The sequence below is a fragment of the Paenibacillus protaetiae genome, from assembly GCF_004135365.1.
GTDB lineage: Bacteria > Bacillota > Bacilli > Paenibacillales > Paenibacillaceae > Paenibacillus_AP > Paenibacillus_AP protaetiae.
On record NZ_CP035492.1, the window covers coordinates 13,782 to 31,241 of the forward strand.

General features: G+C 46.1%; 13 protein-coding genes and 1 pseudogene. 10 read left to right on the forward strand and 4 right to left on the reverse strand.

Annotated features, from left to right (window positions below; translation table 11 throughout):
* Positions 1–98 precede the first annotated feature (98 nt).
* Positions 99–1,523, forward strand: a complete 1,425-nt coding sequence (glnA, locus tag ET464_RS00070) for a type I glutamate--ammonia ligase (protein WP_129437139.1) — start codon at positions 99–101, stop codon at positions 1,521–1,523.
* Between the two features lie 174 nt (positions 1,524–1,697).
* On the opposite strand, the gene thpR is transcribed toward glnA, so the two are convergent.
* Complete coding sequence (gene thpR, locus ET464_RS00075; RefSeq protein WP_165279850.1) at positions 1,698–2,162, reverse strand: RNA 2',3'-cyclic phosphodiesterase; 465 nt, start codon at positions 2,160–2,162, stop codon at positions 1,698–1,700.
* A gap of 134 nt (positions 2,163–2,296) precedes the next feature.
* Between thpR and serC the strand changes: the two genes are divergently transcribed.
* Complete coding sequence (gene serC, locus ET464_RS00080; RefSeq protein ID WP_129437143.1) at positions 2,297–3,382, forward strand: 3-phosphoserine/phosphohydroxythreonine transaminase; 1,086 nt, start codon at positions 2,297–2,299, stop codon at positions 3,380–3,382.
* Between the two features lie 70 nt (positions 3,383–3,452).
* Here serC and ET464_RS00085 read toward each other — a convergent pair whose 3' ends face one another.
* The gene (locus ET464_RS00085; RefSeq protein ID WP_129437145.1) at positions 3,453–4,169 is read right to left on the reverse strand and encodes a response regulator transcription factor; all 717 of its coding nucleotides are present in this window, start codon (positions 4,167–4,169) and stop codon (positions 3,453–3,455) included.
* 185 nt (positions 4,170–4,354) lie between these two features.
* Here ET464_RS00085 and trmL point away from each other — a divergent pair, with 185 nt between their 5' ends.
* Positions 4,355–4,819 (forward strand): tRNA (uridine(34)/cytosine(34)/5-carboxymethylaminomethyluridine(34)-2'-O)-methyltransferase TrmL, encoded by a 465-nt coding sequence (trmL, locus tag ET464_RS00090; RefSeq protein ID WP_129437147.1) that lies wholly within the window; start codon positions 4,355–4,357, stop codon positions 4,817–4,819.
* A 125-nt stretch (positions 4,820–4,944) separates the two neighbouring features.
* Positions 4,945–5,190, forward strand: coding sequence for an AbrB/MazE/SpoVT family DNA-binding domain-containing protein (locus tag ET464_RS00095; protein ID WP_129437149.1), 246 nt, complete (start codon positions 4,945–4,947; stop codon positions 5,188–5,190).
* A gap of 349 nt (positions 5,191–5,539) precedes the next feature.
* Here ET464_RS00095 and ET464_RS00100 read toward each other — a convergent pair whose 3' ends face one another.
* Positions 5,540–6,241 (reverse strand): DUF2161 family putative PD-(D/E)XK-type phosphodiesterase, encoded by a 702-nt coding sequence (locus tag ET464_RS00100; protein ID WP_129437151.1) that lies wholly within the window; start codon positions 6,239–6,241, stop codon positions 5,540–5,542.
* A 240-nt stretch (positions 6,242–6,481) separates the two neighbouring features.
* Between ET464_RS00100 and ET464_RS00105 the strand changes: the two genes are divergently transcribed.
* From ET464_RS00105 to ET464_RS00125, 5 genes are all read left to right on the forward strand, one after another.
* Positions 6,482–8,377, forward strand: coding sequence for a PrkA family serine protein kinase (locus ET464_RS00105; protein ID WP_129437153.1), 1,896 nt, complete (start codon positions 6,482–6,484; stop codon positions 8,375–8,377).
* Positions 8,378–8,521: 144 nt separating this feature from the next.
* Positions 8,522–9,523: a globin-coupled sensor protein gene (locus tag ET464_RS00110; RefSeq protein WP_129437155.1), complete on the forward strand. Its 1,002-nt coding sequence runs from the start codon at positions 8,522–8,524 to the stop codon at positions 9,521–9,523.
* Positions 9,524–9,701: 178 nt separating this feature from the next.
* On the forward strand, positions 9,702–11,153 hold the full coding sequence (locus tag ET464_RS00115) for a circularly permuted type 2 ATP-grasp protein (RefSeq protein WP_129437157.1): 1,452 nt from the start codon (positions 9,702–9,704) through the stop codon (positions 11,151–11,153).
* Between the two features lie 28 nt (positions 11,154–11,181).
* The gene (locus ET464_RS00120) at positions 11,182–12,174 is read left to right on the forward strand and encodes an alpha-E domain-containing protein (RefSeq protein ID WP_129437159.1); all 993 of its coding nucleotides are present in this window, start codon (positions 11,182–11,184) and stop codon (positions 12,172–12,174) included.
* Complete coding sequence (locus ET464_RS00125; RefSeq protein ID WP_129437162.1) at positions 12,171–13,061, forward strand: transglutaminase family protein; 891 nt, start codon at positions 12,171–12,173, stop codon at positions 13,059–13,061. The genes ET464_RS00120 and ET464_RS00125 overlap by 4 nt, the downstream gene beginning before the upstream one ends.
* A 162-nt stretch (positions 13,062–13,223) precedes the next feature.
* Here ET464_RS00125 and ET464_RS00130 read toward each other — a convergent pair.
* Positions 13,224–13,865, reverse strand: a pseudogene (locus tag ET464_RS00130) (SpoVR family protein); the annotation flags it as partial.
* 117 nt (positions 13,866–13,982) lie between these two features.
* On the opposite strand from ET464_RS00130, the gene ET464_RS00135 reads away from it, so the two are divergent.
* Positions 13,983–17,126 (forward strand): metallophosphoesterase, encoded by a 3,144-nt coding sequence (locus ET464_RS00135; RefSeq protein ID WP_165279851.1) that lies wholly within the window; start codon positions 13,983–13,985, stop codon positions 17,124–17,126.
* Positions 17,127–17,460 lie beyond the last annotated feature (334 nt).

Sequence of the window (17,460 nt, forward strand, 5' to 3'; positions counted from 1 at the left end):
GAAAGTATGCAGTTTTATAATAGCTTCAATGGTCAAACAAAAATTGAACGATTGCAGTTCAATACTAAGTGAATGTTCGGAAATGGAGGAACTATCTGATGTCAGTACAAAATGTTTTGGACAAAATTAAAGAAAACAGCATTCAGTTTGTAGATTTCCGCTTCGTGGATCTTTCCGGCCGCGCTCACCACATTACTCTTCCTTCGACAGAAGTTGACGCGGACACGTTCGTAAACGGCGTGGCATTCGACGGCTCTTCGATCGTAGGTTTCCGCGGGATTGAAGAATCCGACATGGTTATGATGCCTGATACGGAATCCGTTTATGTGGATCCTTTCACCGATCACCCTACGTTGAACGTAATGTGTAACATCCATACTCCGGACGGCGAGCGTTATGAGCGCGATCCGCGCAGCATCGCTCAAAAAGCGGAAGAGTACCTCCAAAAATCGGGTGTTGGTACGGCAGCGTTTTTTGCACCTGAATCCGAATTCTTTATCTTTGACGACGTTCGTTACGAAAGCTCGATGAACACATCCTTCTTCTCCGTTGATTCCGAAGAAGCAGCTTGGAACACGGGCCGTAAAGAAGAGGGCGGCAACCTTGCATTTAAAGTAGGCGTTAAAGGCGGTTATGTTCCGGTTGCTCCTGTTGACTCCCAACAAGACATCCGCAGCGAAATGGTTCGCCTGATGCAAGAGTCGGGTCTTCGCGTAGAACGTCACCATCACGAAGTTGCAACAGCTGGCCAAGCTGAAATCAACTTCCGTTTTGACTCGCTGACTAAGACGGCTGACAACCTCCTGAAATATAAATACATCGTTCATAACGTTGCTCGCCAATACGGCAAAGTAGCTACTTTTATGCCTAAACCGCTTTTCGGCGACAACGGCAGCGGTATGCACGTTCACCAATCGATCTTTAACGGCGATACGCCTTTGTTCTGGGAAAAAGGCGCATATGCGAACCTGAGCGAAATGGCTCTGAACTACATCGGCGGTATTCTGCATCACGCTCCTGCCCTGATCGCTTTGACGAACCCAAGCACGAACTCGTTCAAACGTCTGGTACCAGGTTACGAAGCGCCGGTTAACCTTGTATTCTCGAAAGGTAACCGTTCCGCAGCTGTTCGTATTCCAGTTGCAGCTGTGACGCCTAAAGGTTGTCGTATCGAGTTCCGTACGCCGGACTCCACGGCTAACCCTTACCTCGCATTCGCGGCTATGCTGCTTGCAGGTATCGACGGCATTAAACGCAAAATCGACCCAACCGCTCTTGGTTATGGTCCATTCGACAAAAACATCTACGATCTTTCCGATGAAGAGAAGAAAGAAATCCGCAGCGTACCAGGCACGCTGAACGAAGCGCTTGACGCTCTGGAAGCGGACTCCGCATTCTTGACTGAAGGCGGCGTATTCACGGAAGACTTCATCGCGAACTATGTTGCGGTTAAACGCGCAGAAGCGAAAGCAGTCGACATCCGTATTCATCCGCATGAATACAGCCTGTATTTCGATTGCTAATCAGAACTCATTTATCGTATAACGGGTCCCGTCAGGGACCCGTTTTTTATATGGTTCCGGATTGCAGCGGCACGGTCAGCAGCTGTTCATACATAGGACTTTGGCCCATCCGGGTACGATACAAAACGATATGCTCGGGATGCCATTTGGCAGATGGCTCGCCGGGTCCGCCGTTTATGTCAGCTGCAGCAGGCAGTTCACTCGAGAACGGGCCGGCGCCATCATATTTGCGGGCAATCGTAATATGGGGCTGTAAGGGCGCTTCTCCGGCGTGTAGCCGAGCTGCCCGCTTAAATGTTCGCCTATGGCTCTATGCAGCGCTGTAAGCGCTTCTGGCTGCTGTTTAAGCCCGATCCATAATACGGAGGGATGCTCAGGACGGCCAAAGACGCTCAGACGGCCTAATTGCAAGGTGAACGGCTCTGCCAGCTTGGCTGCGGCGGCGAGCGCTTTTTCCACTAGCGGTAACGCCTCTGGCGGTGTATCGCTAATAAAATGCAGCGTAATATGCCAATCTTCGGGATGCACCCAGCGCGAGAACAAAAGCTCTGATTGCCATTGAGGCAGCTTTGCCTTTATCAATTTCCGGATTGCATCCGGGATAGGCAACGCAGTGAAAATCCGAATATTTTCGTACAAAATTATGCCCTCCGTTCGACTTTTGTTGCAAAACTGGGGAGTTATGTCTTGAAGCAAGCCCGTAAAATTGCTATTATAGCCATATCCTATTGATCCAAAGAACGATTTGAAAAAGAAAAAAGGTGGTATCGGAGATGAAACGAGCGTACAACTTTAATGCAGGACCTGCCGCTTTGCCGCTGGAAGTGCTGCAGCAAGCGCAAGAACAGTTTGTGGACTACCAGGGCGCGGGCATGTCCCTCATGGAAATGTCGCACCGGAGCAATCTTTATGAGCAAGTGAACAATGAAGCACAAGCTCTTATGCGCGAGCTGCTGGGCATCCCGGACAATTACAAAGTATTGTTCCTCCAAGGCGGCGCCAGCCAGCAATTTGCGATGATTCCGATGAATCTGATGCGTGAAGGCCGTCCGGCTGCCTTTGTACAAACCGGCGCTTGGGCAGGCAAAGCAATCAAAGAAGCCAAGCTGATCGGCGAGACGGTGATTGCCGCTTCGACGGAAAGCGACAATTTTAACCGTATGCCGGAGCTTTCCGAGATTCAAGTTCCGGACAATGCTTCGTACCTGCATCTGACGTCCAACGAAACGATTGGAGGCACGCAATTTGCCGAATATCCGGATACAGGCGCGGTTCCGCTTGTTGCCGATATGTCCAGCGATATTTTGAGCCGTCCGATTGATGTGAACCAGTTCGGGCTGATTTATGCCGGCGCTCAAAAAAACCTCGGTCCTTCCGGCGTTACGGTTGTCATTGTACGCGAAGACCTGATTGCTGAAAGCCCTAAATCGCTCCCGGTCATTTTCCGATACGATACGCATGCGAAACAAAATTCGCTTTATAATACACCGCCTTCCTTCTCCGTATACATGGTGGGCCTTGTGTTGAAATGGATCAAATCGCAAGGTGGCGTAAGCCAAATCCAGCAATATAACGCTAACAAAACGAAGCTGATTTATGACGTAATTGATCAAAGCGGCGGCTTCTACAAAGGGGTTGCGCAGCCGGGCAGCCGCTCGGTGATGAACTTGACGTTCCGCATGCAATCCGAAGAGCTGGAGAAGCTGTTCGTGAAGCAGTCGGAGCAAGAAGGTTTTGTAGGCTTGAAAGGCCATCGCGATGTCGGCGGCTTGCGCGCTTCGACGTATAACGCGGTTCCGCTTGAAAGCTGTCAGGCGCTTGCGCAGTTTATGGCTGATTTCCAAAAACGGAACGGCTAAGCCGAACGTTCAACAACTACAAAAAAACCGCTTCCGGCATCAGAGTCGGGGCGGTTTTCTTTGTGGCATATTAAGCGAGAGAAGAATCGTTCATTTGCGGAATGTTCAGCTTGTAACCGACATTACGGACGGTTGTAATATATTCCGGCGTGCGTGTGTTTTTTTCGATTTTATCGCGAAGATGGCTAATATGAACATCTACGATGCGGGTATCGCCGAGAAAATGGTAGTCCCAGACACCATGCAGCAGCTGCTGGCGGCTTAATACTTTGCCGCGGTGCCGGCACAAAAATAACAGCAGTTCAAATTCTTTAGGCGTCAGCTCAATAGGCTTATCTTCGATCAGCACTTCGCGCTGCTCGGCTTTCACAGTTAGAAGCCCGATCTCGTAAGTGGATTCCTCGGTGCTGCCGGGAAGCGATTGAACCCGCCGGAAAATAGCCTGAATGCGGGAGATAAGCTCTTGCGGGCTGAACGGCTTGGTCATATAGTCATCCGCCCCGTTATCGAGGCCGGCGATTTTGTCGCTTACGTCCTGGAGCGCTGTCAGCATCACAATAGGAACCGCGTTGTTTTGTTTGCGCAGCTCACGGCATACTTCAATACCGTCCATTTTGGGAAGCATCAGATCAAGTACAATTAAGTCGGGGCGGAAAGGCTTCAGCATATCAAATACCGCTTCGCCGTCATGCACGCATCGAACCTCGTAACCTGCCAGCTTTAGATTAAATTCGATCAGCATGGAGATGGAGGGTTCGTCGTCGACGACCAATATTTTTTTCTTCATTGGAAGGTTGTTCTCCTTTCTCCTTGTCGTTTCCTCGTTATGGCTTTATAGTATCAACCGACATTTATGTGGAGATTAAGGTAACGTAAACGGTGTGTAAAATGTGGCAGCGTCGTGCTGCCGCTGATTTGTTCGATTCCGTCTATAAAATGGTGTATAATTGTTGTTTGTGGGGTGAAAGGGAAATGGCGTTTCATATTGTGCTGGTTGAGCCTGAAATACCGGCAAATACCGGTAATATCGCGCGTACTTGCGCGGCGACAGGCGCCCATCTGCATCTTGTCCGTCCGCTTGGCTTTAATACGGATGACAAGACGCTGAAGCGCGCGGGGCTGGATTACTGGTATGCCGTACATATTGAATACCACGATTCTTTCCAGGAAGTGTTGGATGCTAACCCGGGAGGCCGTTTCTTTTACGCGAGTACACGCGCCTCGAAGGTTTACTCCGACTTTACATTCCAGGACGGGGATTTCTTTGTGTTCGGCAAAGAAACCAAAGGCCTTCCGGCCGAGCTGCTTGAAGCTAATCCGGATACAAGTATCCGGATGCCGATGACCGATAAGGTCAGATCCATGAATTTATCCAACTCTGCGGCGATCATTTTATTTGAAGCGCTCCGGCAAAACCGTTTTCCGGGGATGGCTTGATTGCAGGATCTTAAGAAATAATGCGCTGCGGAAGGAAAAGGGATGGACGAAGCGAAAATTGTAATTGCAAAGGTTTCACGAAACAGGATGACAATCCAGACTAGACAGAATTAGAGGTGACAAGGATGAAACCAGCAGGGGTAGTGAGAAAAGTAGATCAATTGGGGAGAATTGTACTGCCGAAGTCGTTGCGTAAACGTTATCAGATGAATGAAGGCGATCCGGTAGAAATTTTGGTGCAAGGCGATCACATCATTTTGGAGCGTTACCGTCCAAGATGCGTATTTTGCGGTTCGATGGATGAAGTGGCTGAATTTAAAGATCGCCATTTGTGCTCGGTGTGCATGACGGAGATGGCTTATATTAAATAATTCGCGACAATGATGCGGCTGACTGTAAGCCGCTGACTATAGAATTTCCTGGCCGGCGATTAGCTGACCATGGGCTTCAGCCGAATTTATAGCTATTATTCAACCCCAAAAAAGACCGTTTGGTTCCATGCTGGAGCCAAACGGTCTTTTTGTGGGGCTGTTTTGATTAAAGCCCTTTTGTTTTGTCGTCGTTGTAAGAGGAAGTGCAAATGGCGGTCAAAATCAGCACGAATACGGTCATTACGATAATAAAGTTAAGGCTAATCATCGTGTACACCTCCATTGAACTGGTTATATTATACCCAACGTTCCGATAAAAGAAAACGTATGCAATTGTGAACAGTTTGTGTTATCTTTTCCAGTTTTCAATGACGCTGGCATATTCAATGAGCGCAGCCTCGCCTTCCTTGCGCAAGCCGTATTGGCCGCGGCTGATGCGCTCAAACCATCCATAATAGTTGTTGCGCAAAAATTCGCCGCAGCGGGCGTTGCCGGTAGCTCTGGCTGCCTGGCTTGGCGATACCGGTCCTTCTTCGCGGATCAGCAGCGCCAGCTTCAGCGATTTTTCCCGGTAAGCGGTCACCAGCTTGCGGCCGTTGCTTCCGCCGACATTGTAGTCGCCGCTGCGTTCGCGGAATTCGCGCAGCAGCTTTGCCTTTTGCTTGACCCGCGCATGGCGGACCGGAAGCTCCCCCGGTTCGCATAACATTTCGACGAGCGCCGGTTTGGTTTTGAACAGGGTCACCGTCATCAGCCCGATGCCCAGCATGCGGCACAGCTCTGCCAGATCGCTGAACCGCTGATTGTGGGCGCCGCTTTTTTTGCGGTTGCGTTCAACGGCGAGTACCACTTTATCGGTAAGGCGCAGCCGCTCCACCCCTTGCAGCAGCAGCGCTAAATTAAATGTTTTTTTCAATTCCACAATAATGGTTTCATTTTCTTTTACTGCCACGATATCGCAATGCATGACCTCGCTTTTGACGATGTAACCTTTCTTTTCATAGAACGTTTTAATAGGCTGGTACAGCTCTTCTTCCTTTTGAACAGCCACTTCAGCACTCCTTCCGAACCGTCTCTTTCTAGTATTATAGCAAAATTCGTTCCGGCGCTCCCCCCTTACGCTTGTCGATTTATGATGAATAGAGGACAAAAATAGTGGTCAATTTCCTACATGTCTACGCATAGGAATGTAATACTTCAACTTCATGTTTACTGAGTCCACTCGTTAGATCGATAGATCGTTGTCCCGGGCGGAGGAATGATGGCGGAAAGCGATGGGAGGAGACACTGCATGGACATTTTCAAACGGATTTCGGAATACCAGACGGAGAACGAAAGGTTGGCATGGACGGGTACATTCAAAGAGTATGTGGACCTGCTGAAGCAAAATCCGTCACCGGCCATGACAGCTCATGCGCGCGTGTACGAAATGATTGAATCCTACGGTGTTGAAGAAGTTGGCGGGAGAAAGAAGTACAAATTTTTTGAACAGGAAATTTACGGCCTGGATCGCGCAATCGAAAAGCTGGCGGATGAATATTTCCACTCGGCTGCGAAGAGGCTTGATGTCCGTAAACGGATTCTGCTCCTCATGGGCCCGGTCAGCGGCGGCAAATCTACCATTGTAACGATGCTGAAAAAAGGGCTTGAACGATTTTCCAAAACGGACCGCGGGGCGGTATACGCAATTAAGGGCTGCCCGATGCACGAGGAGCCGCTTCACCTGATCCCGCATGAATTGCGGTCGGAAATTGAAAAGGAGCTTGGCGTACGGATTGAAGGCAATTTGTGCCCGAGCTGCCAAATGCGGCTGCGAACCGAATATAACGGCGATATTGAAAATGTGCTGGTCGAGCGCGTCATTGTTTCCGAAGAAAACCGGATTGGCATCGGTACCTTCAGCCCGTCTGACCCCAAATCGCAAGATATTGCGGATTTGACGGGAAGCATAGACTTCTCGACGATTACCGAATTTGGCTCGGAATCCGATCCGCGCGCTTACCGGTTTGACGGCGAGCTGAACAAGGCGAATCGGGGACTGATGGAATTCCAGGAAATGCTGAAATGCGATGAGAAGTTTTTGTGGAACTTGCTTTCGCTGACGCAGGAAGGCAATTTCAAGGCTGGCCGCTTCGCGTTAATAAGCGCGGATGAGCTGATCATCGCCCATACGAATGAATCCGAATACAAATCGTTTATCGCCAATAAGAAAAACGAAGCGCTTCAATCCCGCATGATTGTCATGCCGATTCCGTATAACCTGAAGGTGTCGGAGGAAGAGAAAATTTATACGAAGCTTATCAGTCAAAGCGATATGAGACATATTCACATCGCGCCTCATGCGCTTCGTTCCGCAGCGATTTTCTCCATTCTGACCCGCTTGAAGGAAACGAAGAAGCAAGGCATGGATCTTGTGAAAAAAATGCGGATGTACGACGGCGAAGAAGTTGAAGGGTTCAAAGACGCCGACCTGAAGGAAATGCAAAACGAATACATTGAAGAAGGCATGACCGGCATCGACCCCCGGTATGTCATTAACCGGATCTCGAGCGCGCTGATCAAGCAGGATATGTCCTGCATTAATGCCCTTGATGTGCTGCGGGGACTGAAGGATGGACTCGACCAGCACCCGTCCATTACGAAGGAAGAGCGGGAGCGGTATTTGAACTTTATTTCCGTGGCACGCAAGGAATATGACAATCTGGCTAAAAAAGAAGTGCAAAAAGCGTTTGTCTATTCCTTTGAAGAATCGGCCCGCACTTTATTCGAGAACTATTTGGACAATATCGAATCTTATTGCAACTGGACGAAAATTAAAGATCCTTTGACCGGCGAGGAGATGGATCCGGACGAAAGGCTGATGCGTTCGATCGAGGAGCAAATCGGCATTTCGGAAAACGCCAAAAAAGCGTTCCGCGAAGAAATATTGATCCGTATATCCTCGTACTCCCGCAAAGGCAAAAAATTCGATTTTACAAGCCATGAACGGCTGCGGGAAGCGGTGGAGAAAAAGCTGTTTGCGGATTTAAAGGATATTGTCAAAATCACGACTTCTACCAAAACGCCGGATGAAAGCCAGCTGAAACGGATGAACGAAGTGACGAAACGGCTGATCGACGAGCACGGCTACTGCCCGGTTTGCGCCAACGAGCTGCTTCGATATGTTGGAAGTTTGCTGAACCGGTAAGCTGATAACCCGTTTAAAGCAAGGGACCATGGTCCCTTGCTTTTTTTCGCTGCTGATGGCAGGCGCTCTCTAGGTTTTTCCTTCAATTGCCGATATAATGATAGAAATGAAGAAGCCATGTCGATACATAAAAGGGGAATGTGTATGATTAATGTCGGCGTTGAACGCCAGAGGCAGCTTGATTATTGCGGAATTACAGATCAGCATCTGAAGCTGCTTGCCGAATACCGTCCGGTATTCGAACAGGTAGTGGATGAAGTCGTTGAACGCTTTTATGAGAAAATAGGTTCACAGCCGGAGCTGGTTGATATCATTAATAAAGTAAGCAGCATCGAACGTTTGAAGCAGACGCAAAAAACGTACTGGATGTCATTAACTGACGGCGTTATTGACAACGCTTTTATTGATAACCGGATTCGCATCGGCGCGGTCCATTCCCGTATCGGATTGTCGACGTCCTGGTACTTAGGCACTTATTTGACGTATTTGGATATTGCGGTTTCGGTATTCGAAAGGGTTATTCCCGGTCAATGGCAGAAGGTTGTGTTTGCGCTCAGCAAAATGTTTAACCTGGACTCCCAGTTTGTGCTGGAAGCTTATAACCAGAGCGAACACCGGAAGATCGAAGAGCTGGTTGAGTCCAAAACCGAGATGCTGACGACCGTTACGGAAGCTGTAGAGCAGCTGGCCGAGCTGATGGTCGAAATGGATGAAGGCGCCCAGATGATTGCGGCGACAGCGCAGTCGACATCGGACTCGCAGGAAAAAACAAACGAGCTGCTTGGCGAGCTTCGCGCGGAGATGGAAAGCATTACCGAAATGGGCTCTTTAATCCGCGATATATCGGACCAGACGCATTTGCTCGGCTTAAATGCGGCCATCGAAGCGGCCAGAGCGGGCGAGAACGGCAGAGGGTTTCAGGTTGTTGCGGATGAAGTCCGCAAGCTGGCCGCCTCCTCCAAAAGCGCGCAAGAGAACATCCAGGATAAGCTGGATGAGATTGACCGCAAGCTGACCGCTGTCCGCAAAGAGTCCGAGCAGACTTCTACGGAAGCGCGCAATCAGGCGGCGCGTTCGCAGGAGCTTGCAACGTTCGTATCTATGGTGGATAAGGTTACAAAAGAATTGCAGCAGTTGAATAAGTAAATAGGACTGGATCATATAATAAAGCAGGGTTCCGCGTAACGGGGAAGCTCTGCTTTTTGTGTTAGGAAAGTTGACACACTTTGCCGTTTTTAGTAATATCAATTTAAAAGATACGTACATTGTACGACAAGTAGTTTCGGAATGTTAATGTTTTTAACATACGAAGGAGGCGGCTCCTATGTCGACGGCCACGCAATCGCATTACTACGATTCCCAATCCTTCTACGACGAAATGTTCGATAAAGATCATTCCGTTCGCCCGCATTATGATACGGTTCACCGTTTGTTCGGGCGAATGAAGCCGTCGGAATTAATGCTGCGCCAGAACGCGCTTAACCAGCGAATGATGGAAGAAGGCATCACCTTTACCCTTTATAGCCCTAATCAAAGTGAACCGCTCGAGAGAACCATTCCTTTTGATTATATTCCGCGGGTCATCCCCAAACAGGAATGGGAAAATATTGACCGCGGCGTCAAACAGCGCATCCGGGCGTTAAATGCATTCATCCACGATATTTACCACAGCCAGAGGATCGTTTCCGACGGTATTATTCCCCGCAGCATGATTGTTTCCAATACGTATTTCCGTCCGGAGATGGCGGGCATGGACGTTCCCGGAGGCGTGTACATTACGGCGTCCGGCATCGACTTGATTCGCGATGAGAAAGGGCAGTACTACGTGCTTGAGGACAACTTGCGTTCTCCTTCCGGCTTCTCCTATTTGTTTAAAGGCCGGACGTTGATGAGCGAAATATTCCATGACTTATTTTTATCTTCTTCCGTCCAAAGCATCGAGCGCAGCTTGAACTGTTTCTTAAGTTCGCTTCGATCACTTGCCCCAAATGGGAAATCCGATCCGTTAATCGTACTCCTTACACCGGGCGCTTACAACTCCGCTTATTATGAGCATACCTTTTTGGCCCAGCAGCTGGGCATTCATCTCGTAGAAGGCCGGGATCTTGTCTACAAGGATCATAAAATTTACTTGCGCGATATGCGCGGGCTGCGCCAGGTTGACGTTATTTACAGGCGTTTGGATGATGATTATCTTGATCCGCTTTCGTTTAATCCCGATTCGCTGCTTGGCGTTCCCGGCCTGATGAACGCCTACCGCGCCGGCAATGTAGCGATTGCGAATGCGCCCGGCACAGGCGTTGCCGATGATAAAGCGATTTATGCTTATGTGCCGGAGATGATCCGTTACTATTTGGGGGAAAAGCCGGTGCTGCAAAATGTGCCTACTTATATTTTGTCCCGCAAGGAGGAGCGGGAGTATGTGCTCGAACATTTGAACCAGCTTGTAGTGAAAGAAACATCGCTGTCCGGGGGGTACGGGATGCTGATCGGACCAACCGCATCGGCCAAAGAAATCCGTTCGTTCGCCGATGCCATCCGGAATAATCCCGGCCGCTACATTGCGCAAACCACGATGATGCTTTCGCGTGCCCCGGTTATGGTTAACGGCAGCATGTCGCCGCGCCATATTGATCTCCGGGCATTTGCGCTGATGGGCGAAGAATCGCATGTTATCCCGGGCGGACTAACCAGGGTTGCGATGAAAGAAGGTTCACTGGTCGTCAATTCTTCGCAAGGCGGGGGCGTTAAAGATACTTGGGTGCTTAACCGTTAATCGCTAGGATCAGAATGGAGGAGTAGGGATGCTGAACCGTAATGCAGAGGCGTTGTTTTGGATTGGACGGTATATGGAGCGGGCGGAAAATCACGCCAGATTGATTGACGTCCATTATCATCTTCAGGCTGAAGATGAACTCGTAAATACAGAGCAGCATGCAGATCAAACGGTTGACAACACCTCCAAATGGATGAGAATTGTAGATGCGCTTGGCAGCCGGGAATCTTTCGAGCAGCAATACGGCGTATATACCGAACAAGATGTCCTCCATTATGCAACACTCGACCGGGATAATGAAAATTCGCTCGTCTGCTGCGTAAACCATGCACGGGGCAATTTGCGCACATTGCGCGAGAAAGTGCCGGCCGAGCTGTGGGACGTGGTGAACGCTTTTTACTTATGGCTGAGAGATAAAGAACCGGAAGATATGATCAAAGAATCGCCGCATCTGTTTTATGGGCGGATCAAGGAATGGACGGCGTTGTTTCACGGTTACGGCCAGTCGGTTATGCCGCGCGAAAATGAATGGCATTTTATCGAATGCGGCCGTTATCTGGAACGTGCGGAAAATACGCTGCGCATTATAAAAGCCGCGAATAACGTAACCAATGCGGAAAGCTGGAGCTCTACCGAATCTTACGCTTATTTGCTGGCCGTATTAAAATCGCTCAGCGGCTTTCAGCCGTTCCGCCGATATTATGCCGACGGCGTATCAGTAGAGGCGATTATGGAGTTTGTCGTTATTAATCCGGTATTTCCCCGCTCGGTCCATTTTGCGTTCCATGCACTGGAGGAGCATATGCGCCAGATCGAGCTGCAGGATCCGCAGCTCCGTACTTCGCATGACCGGATGCTGCGCCAGGTCGGCAAAGTGAAAGCCGATATGGCTTGCCTGGAGCGGGAAGACATTATGATCGACCGCTCCGGGCAAATCGTATCGCATCTGGTGAATGCGTGCCAGCAGCTCGGAACGGCATTTGCCAAAACATTTTTTCGGATGGGGGAGGCCAGCGCATGAAGCTCAGTATATCTCACGTTACCCATTACGAATACGAGACGCCCGTTACGGACAGTGTCAATGAAATCCGGCTTACGCCAAGCACTAACGAGCGGCAATCGTGTTATCAGCAAGCTATATGGATCGAGCCGAATGCCTCGCTGTTCAGCTATGAGGATTATTTCGGCAACCGGGTACACGCCTTTTCCGTCAATAATCCGCACCGCAAACTGACGATCCGGACGCAGATGACCGTTGTAACCAGAAGCGCGCCCTCTCCCGAGGAGCAGGCCGCACTTATGAACGGCCGTCCGGCGCGTGAAGCATGGCTGTGGCTGGAAAGTGAGGAGGCGCATAACCGGTTTGCGGAATTTCTGCTGCCGACCGGATATACCGCAGTGACACCTGCGGTCCGGCTGTTTGCCGACAGCGTTGACAGCGCCGCCGATGACAAGGAGCTAAGCGTGCTCGGGTGGCTGACGGAACTTTCCTCGAAAATAAGAGAAGATTTCATTTATGACCCGAATGCAACAACCGTTAAAACCAAAGCGGCTGATTTGCTTGAAAATAAACGGGGCGTATGCCAAGATTTCGCTCATCTGATGATTGCGTGCAGCAGGGCGCGGCGCATTCCTGCGCGTTATGTGAGCGGTTATCACTTTGTCGGCGATTTGCAGGGCGGCGCTTCGGGCTTTGAGCAGGCTTCGCACGCCTGGGTGGAAGCGTATGTGCCAAGCGTCGGCTGGTGCTGCTTTGATCCCACGAACAAAACGCCGGTAGGCGAACGGTATGTGAAGCTGGGTCACGGCCGGGATTATATAGACATCGTGCCTGTAAAAGGGGTATATCAAGGAAGCGGAGAGCAGCGCCTTCAGGTGCTTGTAGATGTTCGCAGGCTGGAAGATTAGCGGACAATAAGGAGTATGAACGGGGATAATAGAGAGAAATAGATAGAAATAGATAGAGATAAACATTAAGCGATTTACCTGCATAAAAAGGAAAAAGGCTTCGGATTATTAATCCGGAGCCTTTTTTTGATAAGGAGAAAAGTTTTCATTAATCCATATTTTTTACAGAAATTTCCTGCTTGTTTTTTTGCCGTCGCAGCTGAACACGATTTTTTTGTCTTCCACGATCGTTTCCAGATGGACGGATTTGCCCCACAGCTGTACGACATAAGGCAGCGTCCGCTCAACGTATTTCAAATCGAGCTCGATGCCTTCATATTGGTGCACGAGATACATTTCCCCAATCCGGTTGAAGTCGCCGTCTGCGACAACGATGCTTGGAAAACCGCCGTTAACGCGGGAGAATACGAGCTGATCGCGGATATTTTCCCAGGTTTTATCGGTAATTTTCCACTCCGGTCCCTTTTTCTCGAAAATGTACAGGTCAAGATCGTTTACAAGCTGCTTCGTCAAATAGTTGCGAAGAAACGATATATCCGAATCCGCTTCCCTGACCTCGAATATTTTTTCCCGCCCTCTGCCCGGCACCCGGCCAAACCGTTCGCGCTCCTCGGGCGTCGGGTTATCCCAGCGCTTTTCAATGTCCTCGAATATTTTCAGCCCGAGATAATACGGGTTCAGGGTATGGCGGGAAGGCTGCACAACAGCCGAATTGAGCTTGGCAAATTCAATCGTTTCGTCGCTGGTCAAATCGAGTTCCCGTATAATCCGCTGATGCCAATACGAAGCCCAGCCTTCGTTGAGCTAAGGTGCTTGATAGAAAATTAATATAATTAAATGACTCCACTAAACTGATCATATATGGTAAATTAAATGTAAATATTACCAGAGTCTAAGATGCTTATAGGGGAGAGAGATTTCATGTTAAGAATTGCTCATCTGTCGGATTTTCATTTAGCTGCAAATCACATTTCAGATTTTCAAGAGTTCACTTTAAAAGCATTGATTAAAGACTTACTGGAGTTTCATAAAGAAAAAAAGATCGACCTCATTTTATTTTCGGGAGATTTGATTGATAAAGGCGGCATGAGCTTTAATAAAGATATTGAACTCGCATTTATGAGTTTTAATGAATATGTGATTGAACCAATCCAAAAAGCGTTAAGTATAGATAAAGATAAGTTTTTATTTGTCCCTGGTAATCATGATATTGATCAAAGTGCGATAGATGAGATATACGAAGATGGACTAAGACATAGACTAAACTCTGTTGAAAGTGTCAATAATTTTATTGAACGTAACAGCACAAGTGGTCTAGAAAGAATTCTTGCATTTAAGAACTTTGAGCGAGATCACTTTAGTGGATATAGTCATCAGATTACTAATTTTAGTTCTAATTTTAAGTTTGAGATTAATAATTTACAGATCGGGGTAGCTTGCTTAAATTCATCGTGGAGATGCTGCGATAATAATGATAAGGAGAGACTTTTAATTGGCGAAAGACAATTAATAAATGCAAGAAAGGAACTTGGGGAATGTGATATTAAAATTGCTGTTGTGCATCATCCCTTGGATTGGCTAGCAACATTCGATAAAAGATCAGTGGAACAAATTATTACTAAAGACTATGATATGCTTTTTTGTGGTCATGTACATGAGGGGGATACAGTTACAAAGACCTCTATGTTAGGAAGCTTATTCATATCTACTACTCCATCAAATTGGACTAGCAATTTAAGATCAACGGATAGAAATTACTCGAATGGATATAACATTATTGATTATGCTAATAGTGAAATTATTTCATATAACCGTAGATATAATCATGCACAAGAGAGATTTGATCCAAATACAGACTTGGGAGATAAGGAGGGAAAAGCTATTTTTTTGATTCCGAATAATGGCGAACTGGAGCGGAGAAATTTTGAAAAAAAAACTTGTGAGACAATAAAACAGGTTCATTACGGTTCCAGAGATGAACATTTATTAAGTTTCAAAACAGACACCCTCGCTCCCAAAAACATTGAAGAGTTATTTGTTTTGCCTCATATTGTTGGGAATGAGCAGTATGATGCAGATAACCAAGATAAGGAACAAATATATGATTTAGAACGGTTGTGTGAACTTTCGGGGCATTCAATTTTTATTGGAAACAAGGAATCAGGAAAAACAATTTTGTTGGATAGACTTATGATTGAGTTTTCCAATAATATTGATAAGTATAGAAAAATTCCTGTATATATTGACTTGGAAGATTCTAGAACAAGCAAAATTTTCACAGATATTAGCCGGTTTTTAAATGTTGGAATTCATGATATAGATAGTTTGCTGACGAATTATCAAATCGTATTACTTATAGATAATTTGACGCCAAGCTATAATCGATCATTTAAGATTAAAGAGATTGAGCAAATAACACAGAAATACAGTAATGTTCAAGTATTTGCAACATGTATATCTTTACTTGATGGGGAATTACCGATCGAATTGTTGGAGTTTGAGATTCTTCCAAAATTTAGAGCACTGAAGATTGCACCATTTAAAACAAAACAAATTAAAGCTCTGACGCAAAAGTGGTTTTCTAAAAATCAAAACTATCAAAAAAAGGAACTTCTCGATGATTTGATTAAGATATTTGGGAAACTAAATATTCCAAGAACTCCTCTTGCTGTCTCTATGTTTTTATGGATTATTGAGTATCAGGAAAGCTATAAGCCTGTAAATAATGCTACTATGCTGGAAAATTTCGTTGAAAGATTATTTAGAAAGCACTCAAGTAAGGAAATATACTCTGAGGAATTTGATTTTACAAATAAACAAAGATTACTTGCTGATATCGCATTGCATATGTATAACAATGATTTGGAAAATTACAAAATACCTTCAAATGTTCTGTACAATCACATTTATGAGTATCTAAAAGCACGTAAGTTTCTATTTAGAGTTGATGATGTACTAAAAGAATTTATTGAAGTTGGCGTTTTAACTGAAGAGCATGGTGAATCGGAGCTTTTTGTAAGGTTTAGATTCAGTTGTTTTTTTAAATACTTTCTTATGAAAAACATGGATTATAGAGTTGAGTTTAAAGATTTTGTGTTACATGAGGATAACTATCTTAAGTTCGAAGACGAGATAGAATACTTTACAGGATTAAAACGCGATCAAGCAGGGGTACTACAAGTCATTGTTGAACGAATGAATAAAAAGTTTGAACAGTTAGTGGAGTATTTTAAGTCTATACCTTCAGGATTTGATGTTGCATTTCAAACAAATGAGTCAATAATAAATCAGCTAGATAATAACTATTTAAAAAGACTAACAAACTCTGATAAACCAACTGAAGAAGAACTTGATCAGATAAGTGATCAGGCACTAGAAAATCAAAAAGACGAGCTTGGAATTGAAAAAAAATACGATCTTTCAAAACCTCAGGAACTAGAAAGATCCTGGACTTTAGCTGCAAAAGTATTGAAAAATACAGAGGAGACAGAAGATGGAGCTCTTAAGTCAAAAAGCTTTAACGATTTATTGACCTGTTCGAGTGCATTTGCGACCCTGTATAAGATTTTTCTTAATAAACATTTTGAAAAAGAAGATGGTAAAAATGACGATGATCTTGATGTAATGTATAAGGTATTACCACTCGCACATCAAGTTATTACTTACTCCTTAGTTGGAACGGCTAAATTAAGTGTTGTAATGAAAGAAGATATTCAAAATAAGCTCATAGATAATCCGAATGATTATACTGAGTTTGAAAAATATCTTTCGGTATTTATTTATTCTGATCTCAAAGGTCCGGAATATTTTAAATACATTGCTCAGTTAATTAAGGATACCAAACAATCGTATATTAACGACATGATTTTGTTTAAATTAGTAACTTATTATTATTTTAGATCCAAGAATCAGTCTATGGATCTACAATATCTTAACTTAATTGGTGATTTAATTATTAAGGTAAGAAATGATCCAAAAATTAAGAAGAGCAAGATTTTTGAGGATTATAGGTTGAAGCGTGCCAAAAAGCTAAGATCTTCTAATTCTGAAGATGAGGCAATTTAAAGTTCTAAGTCGAGAAAACTGGATGTTAGACAACTTTATTACAAGCCAAACCTTGAAGCAATCAAGTGTATATAAGATACACGTGATTGCTTCCTTTTCATGCAATTATCTAGATAAATATACTCTTACCCAATCACCGAGAAACGTTTACCAACCTGAAATCCTGTCCATAATGGTGAATACAGGAATCGGACAAACCCCATGGGACAAGCGCTTTGAGCACGATTCGTCTCGGTGAGAGGGTGGTCTCCCGATCGGGAGACCACCCTCTCACCGAGATTTTGAGACAAGCCTACCTAACCACCGAGAACTTGTCCCTTATTTAATAGGTTAA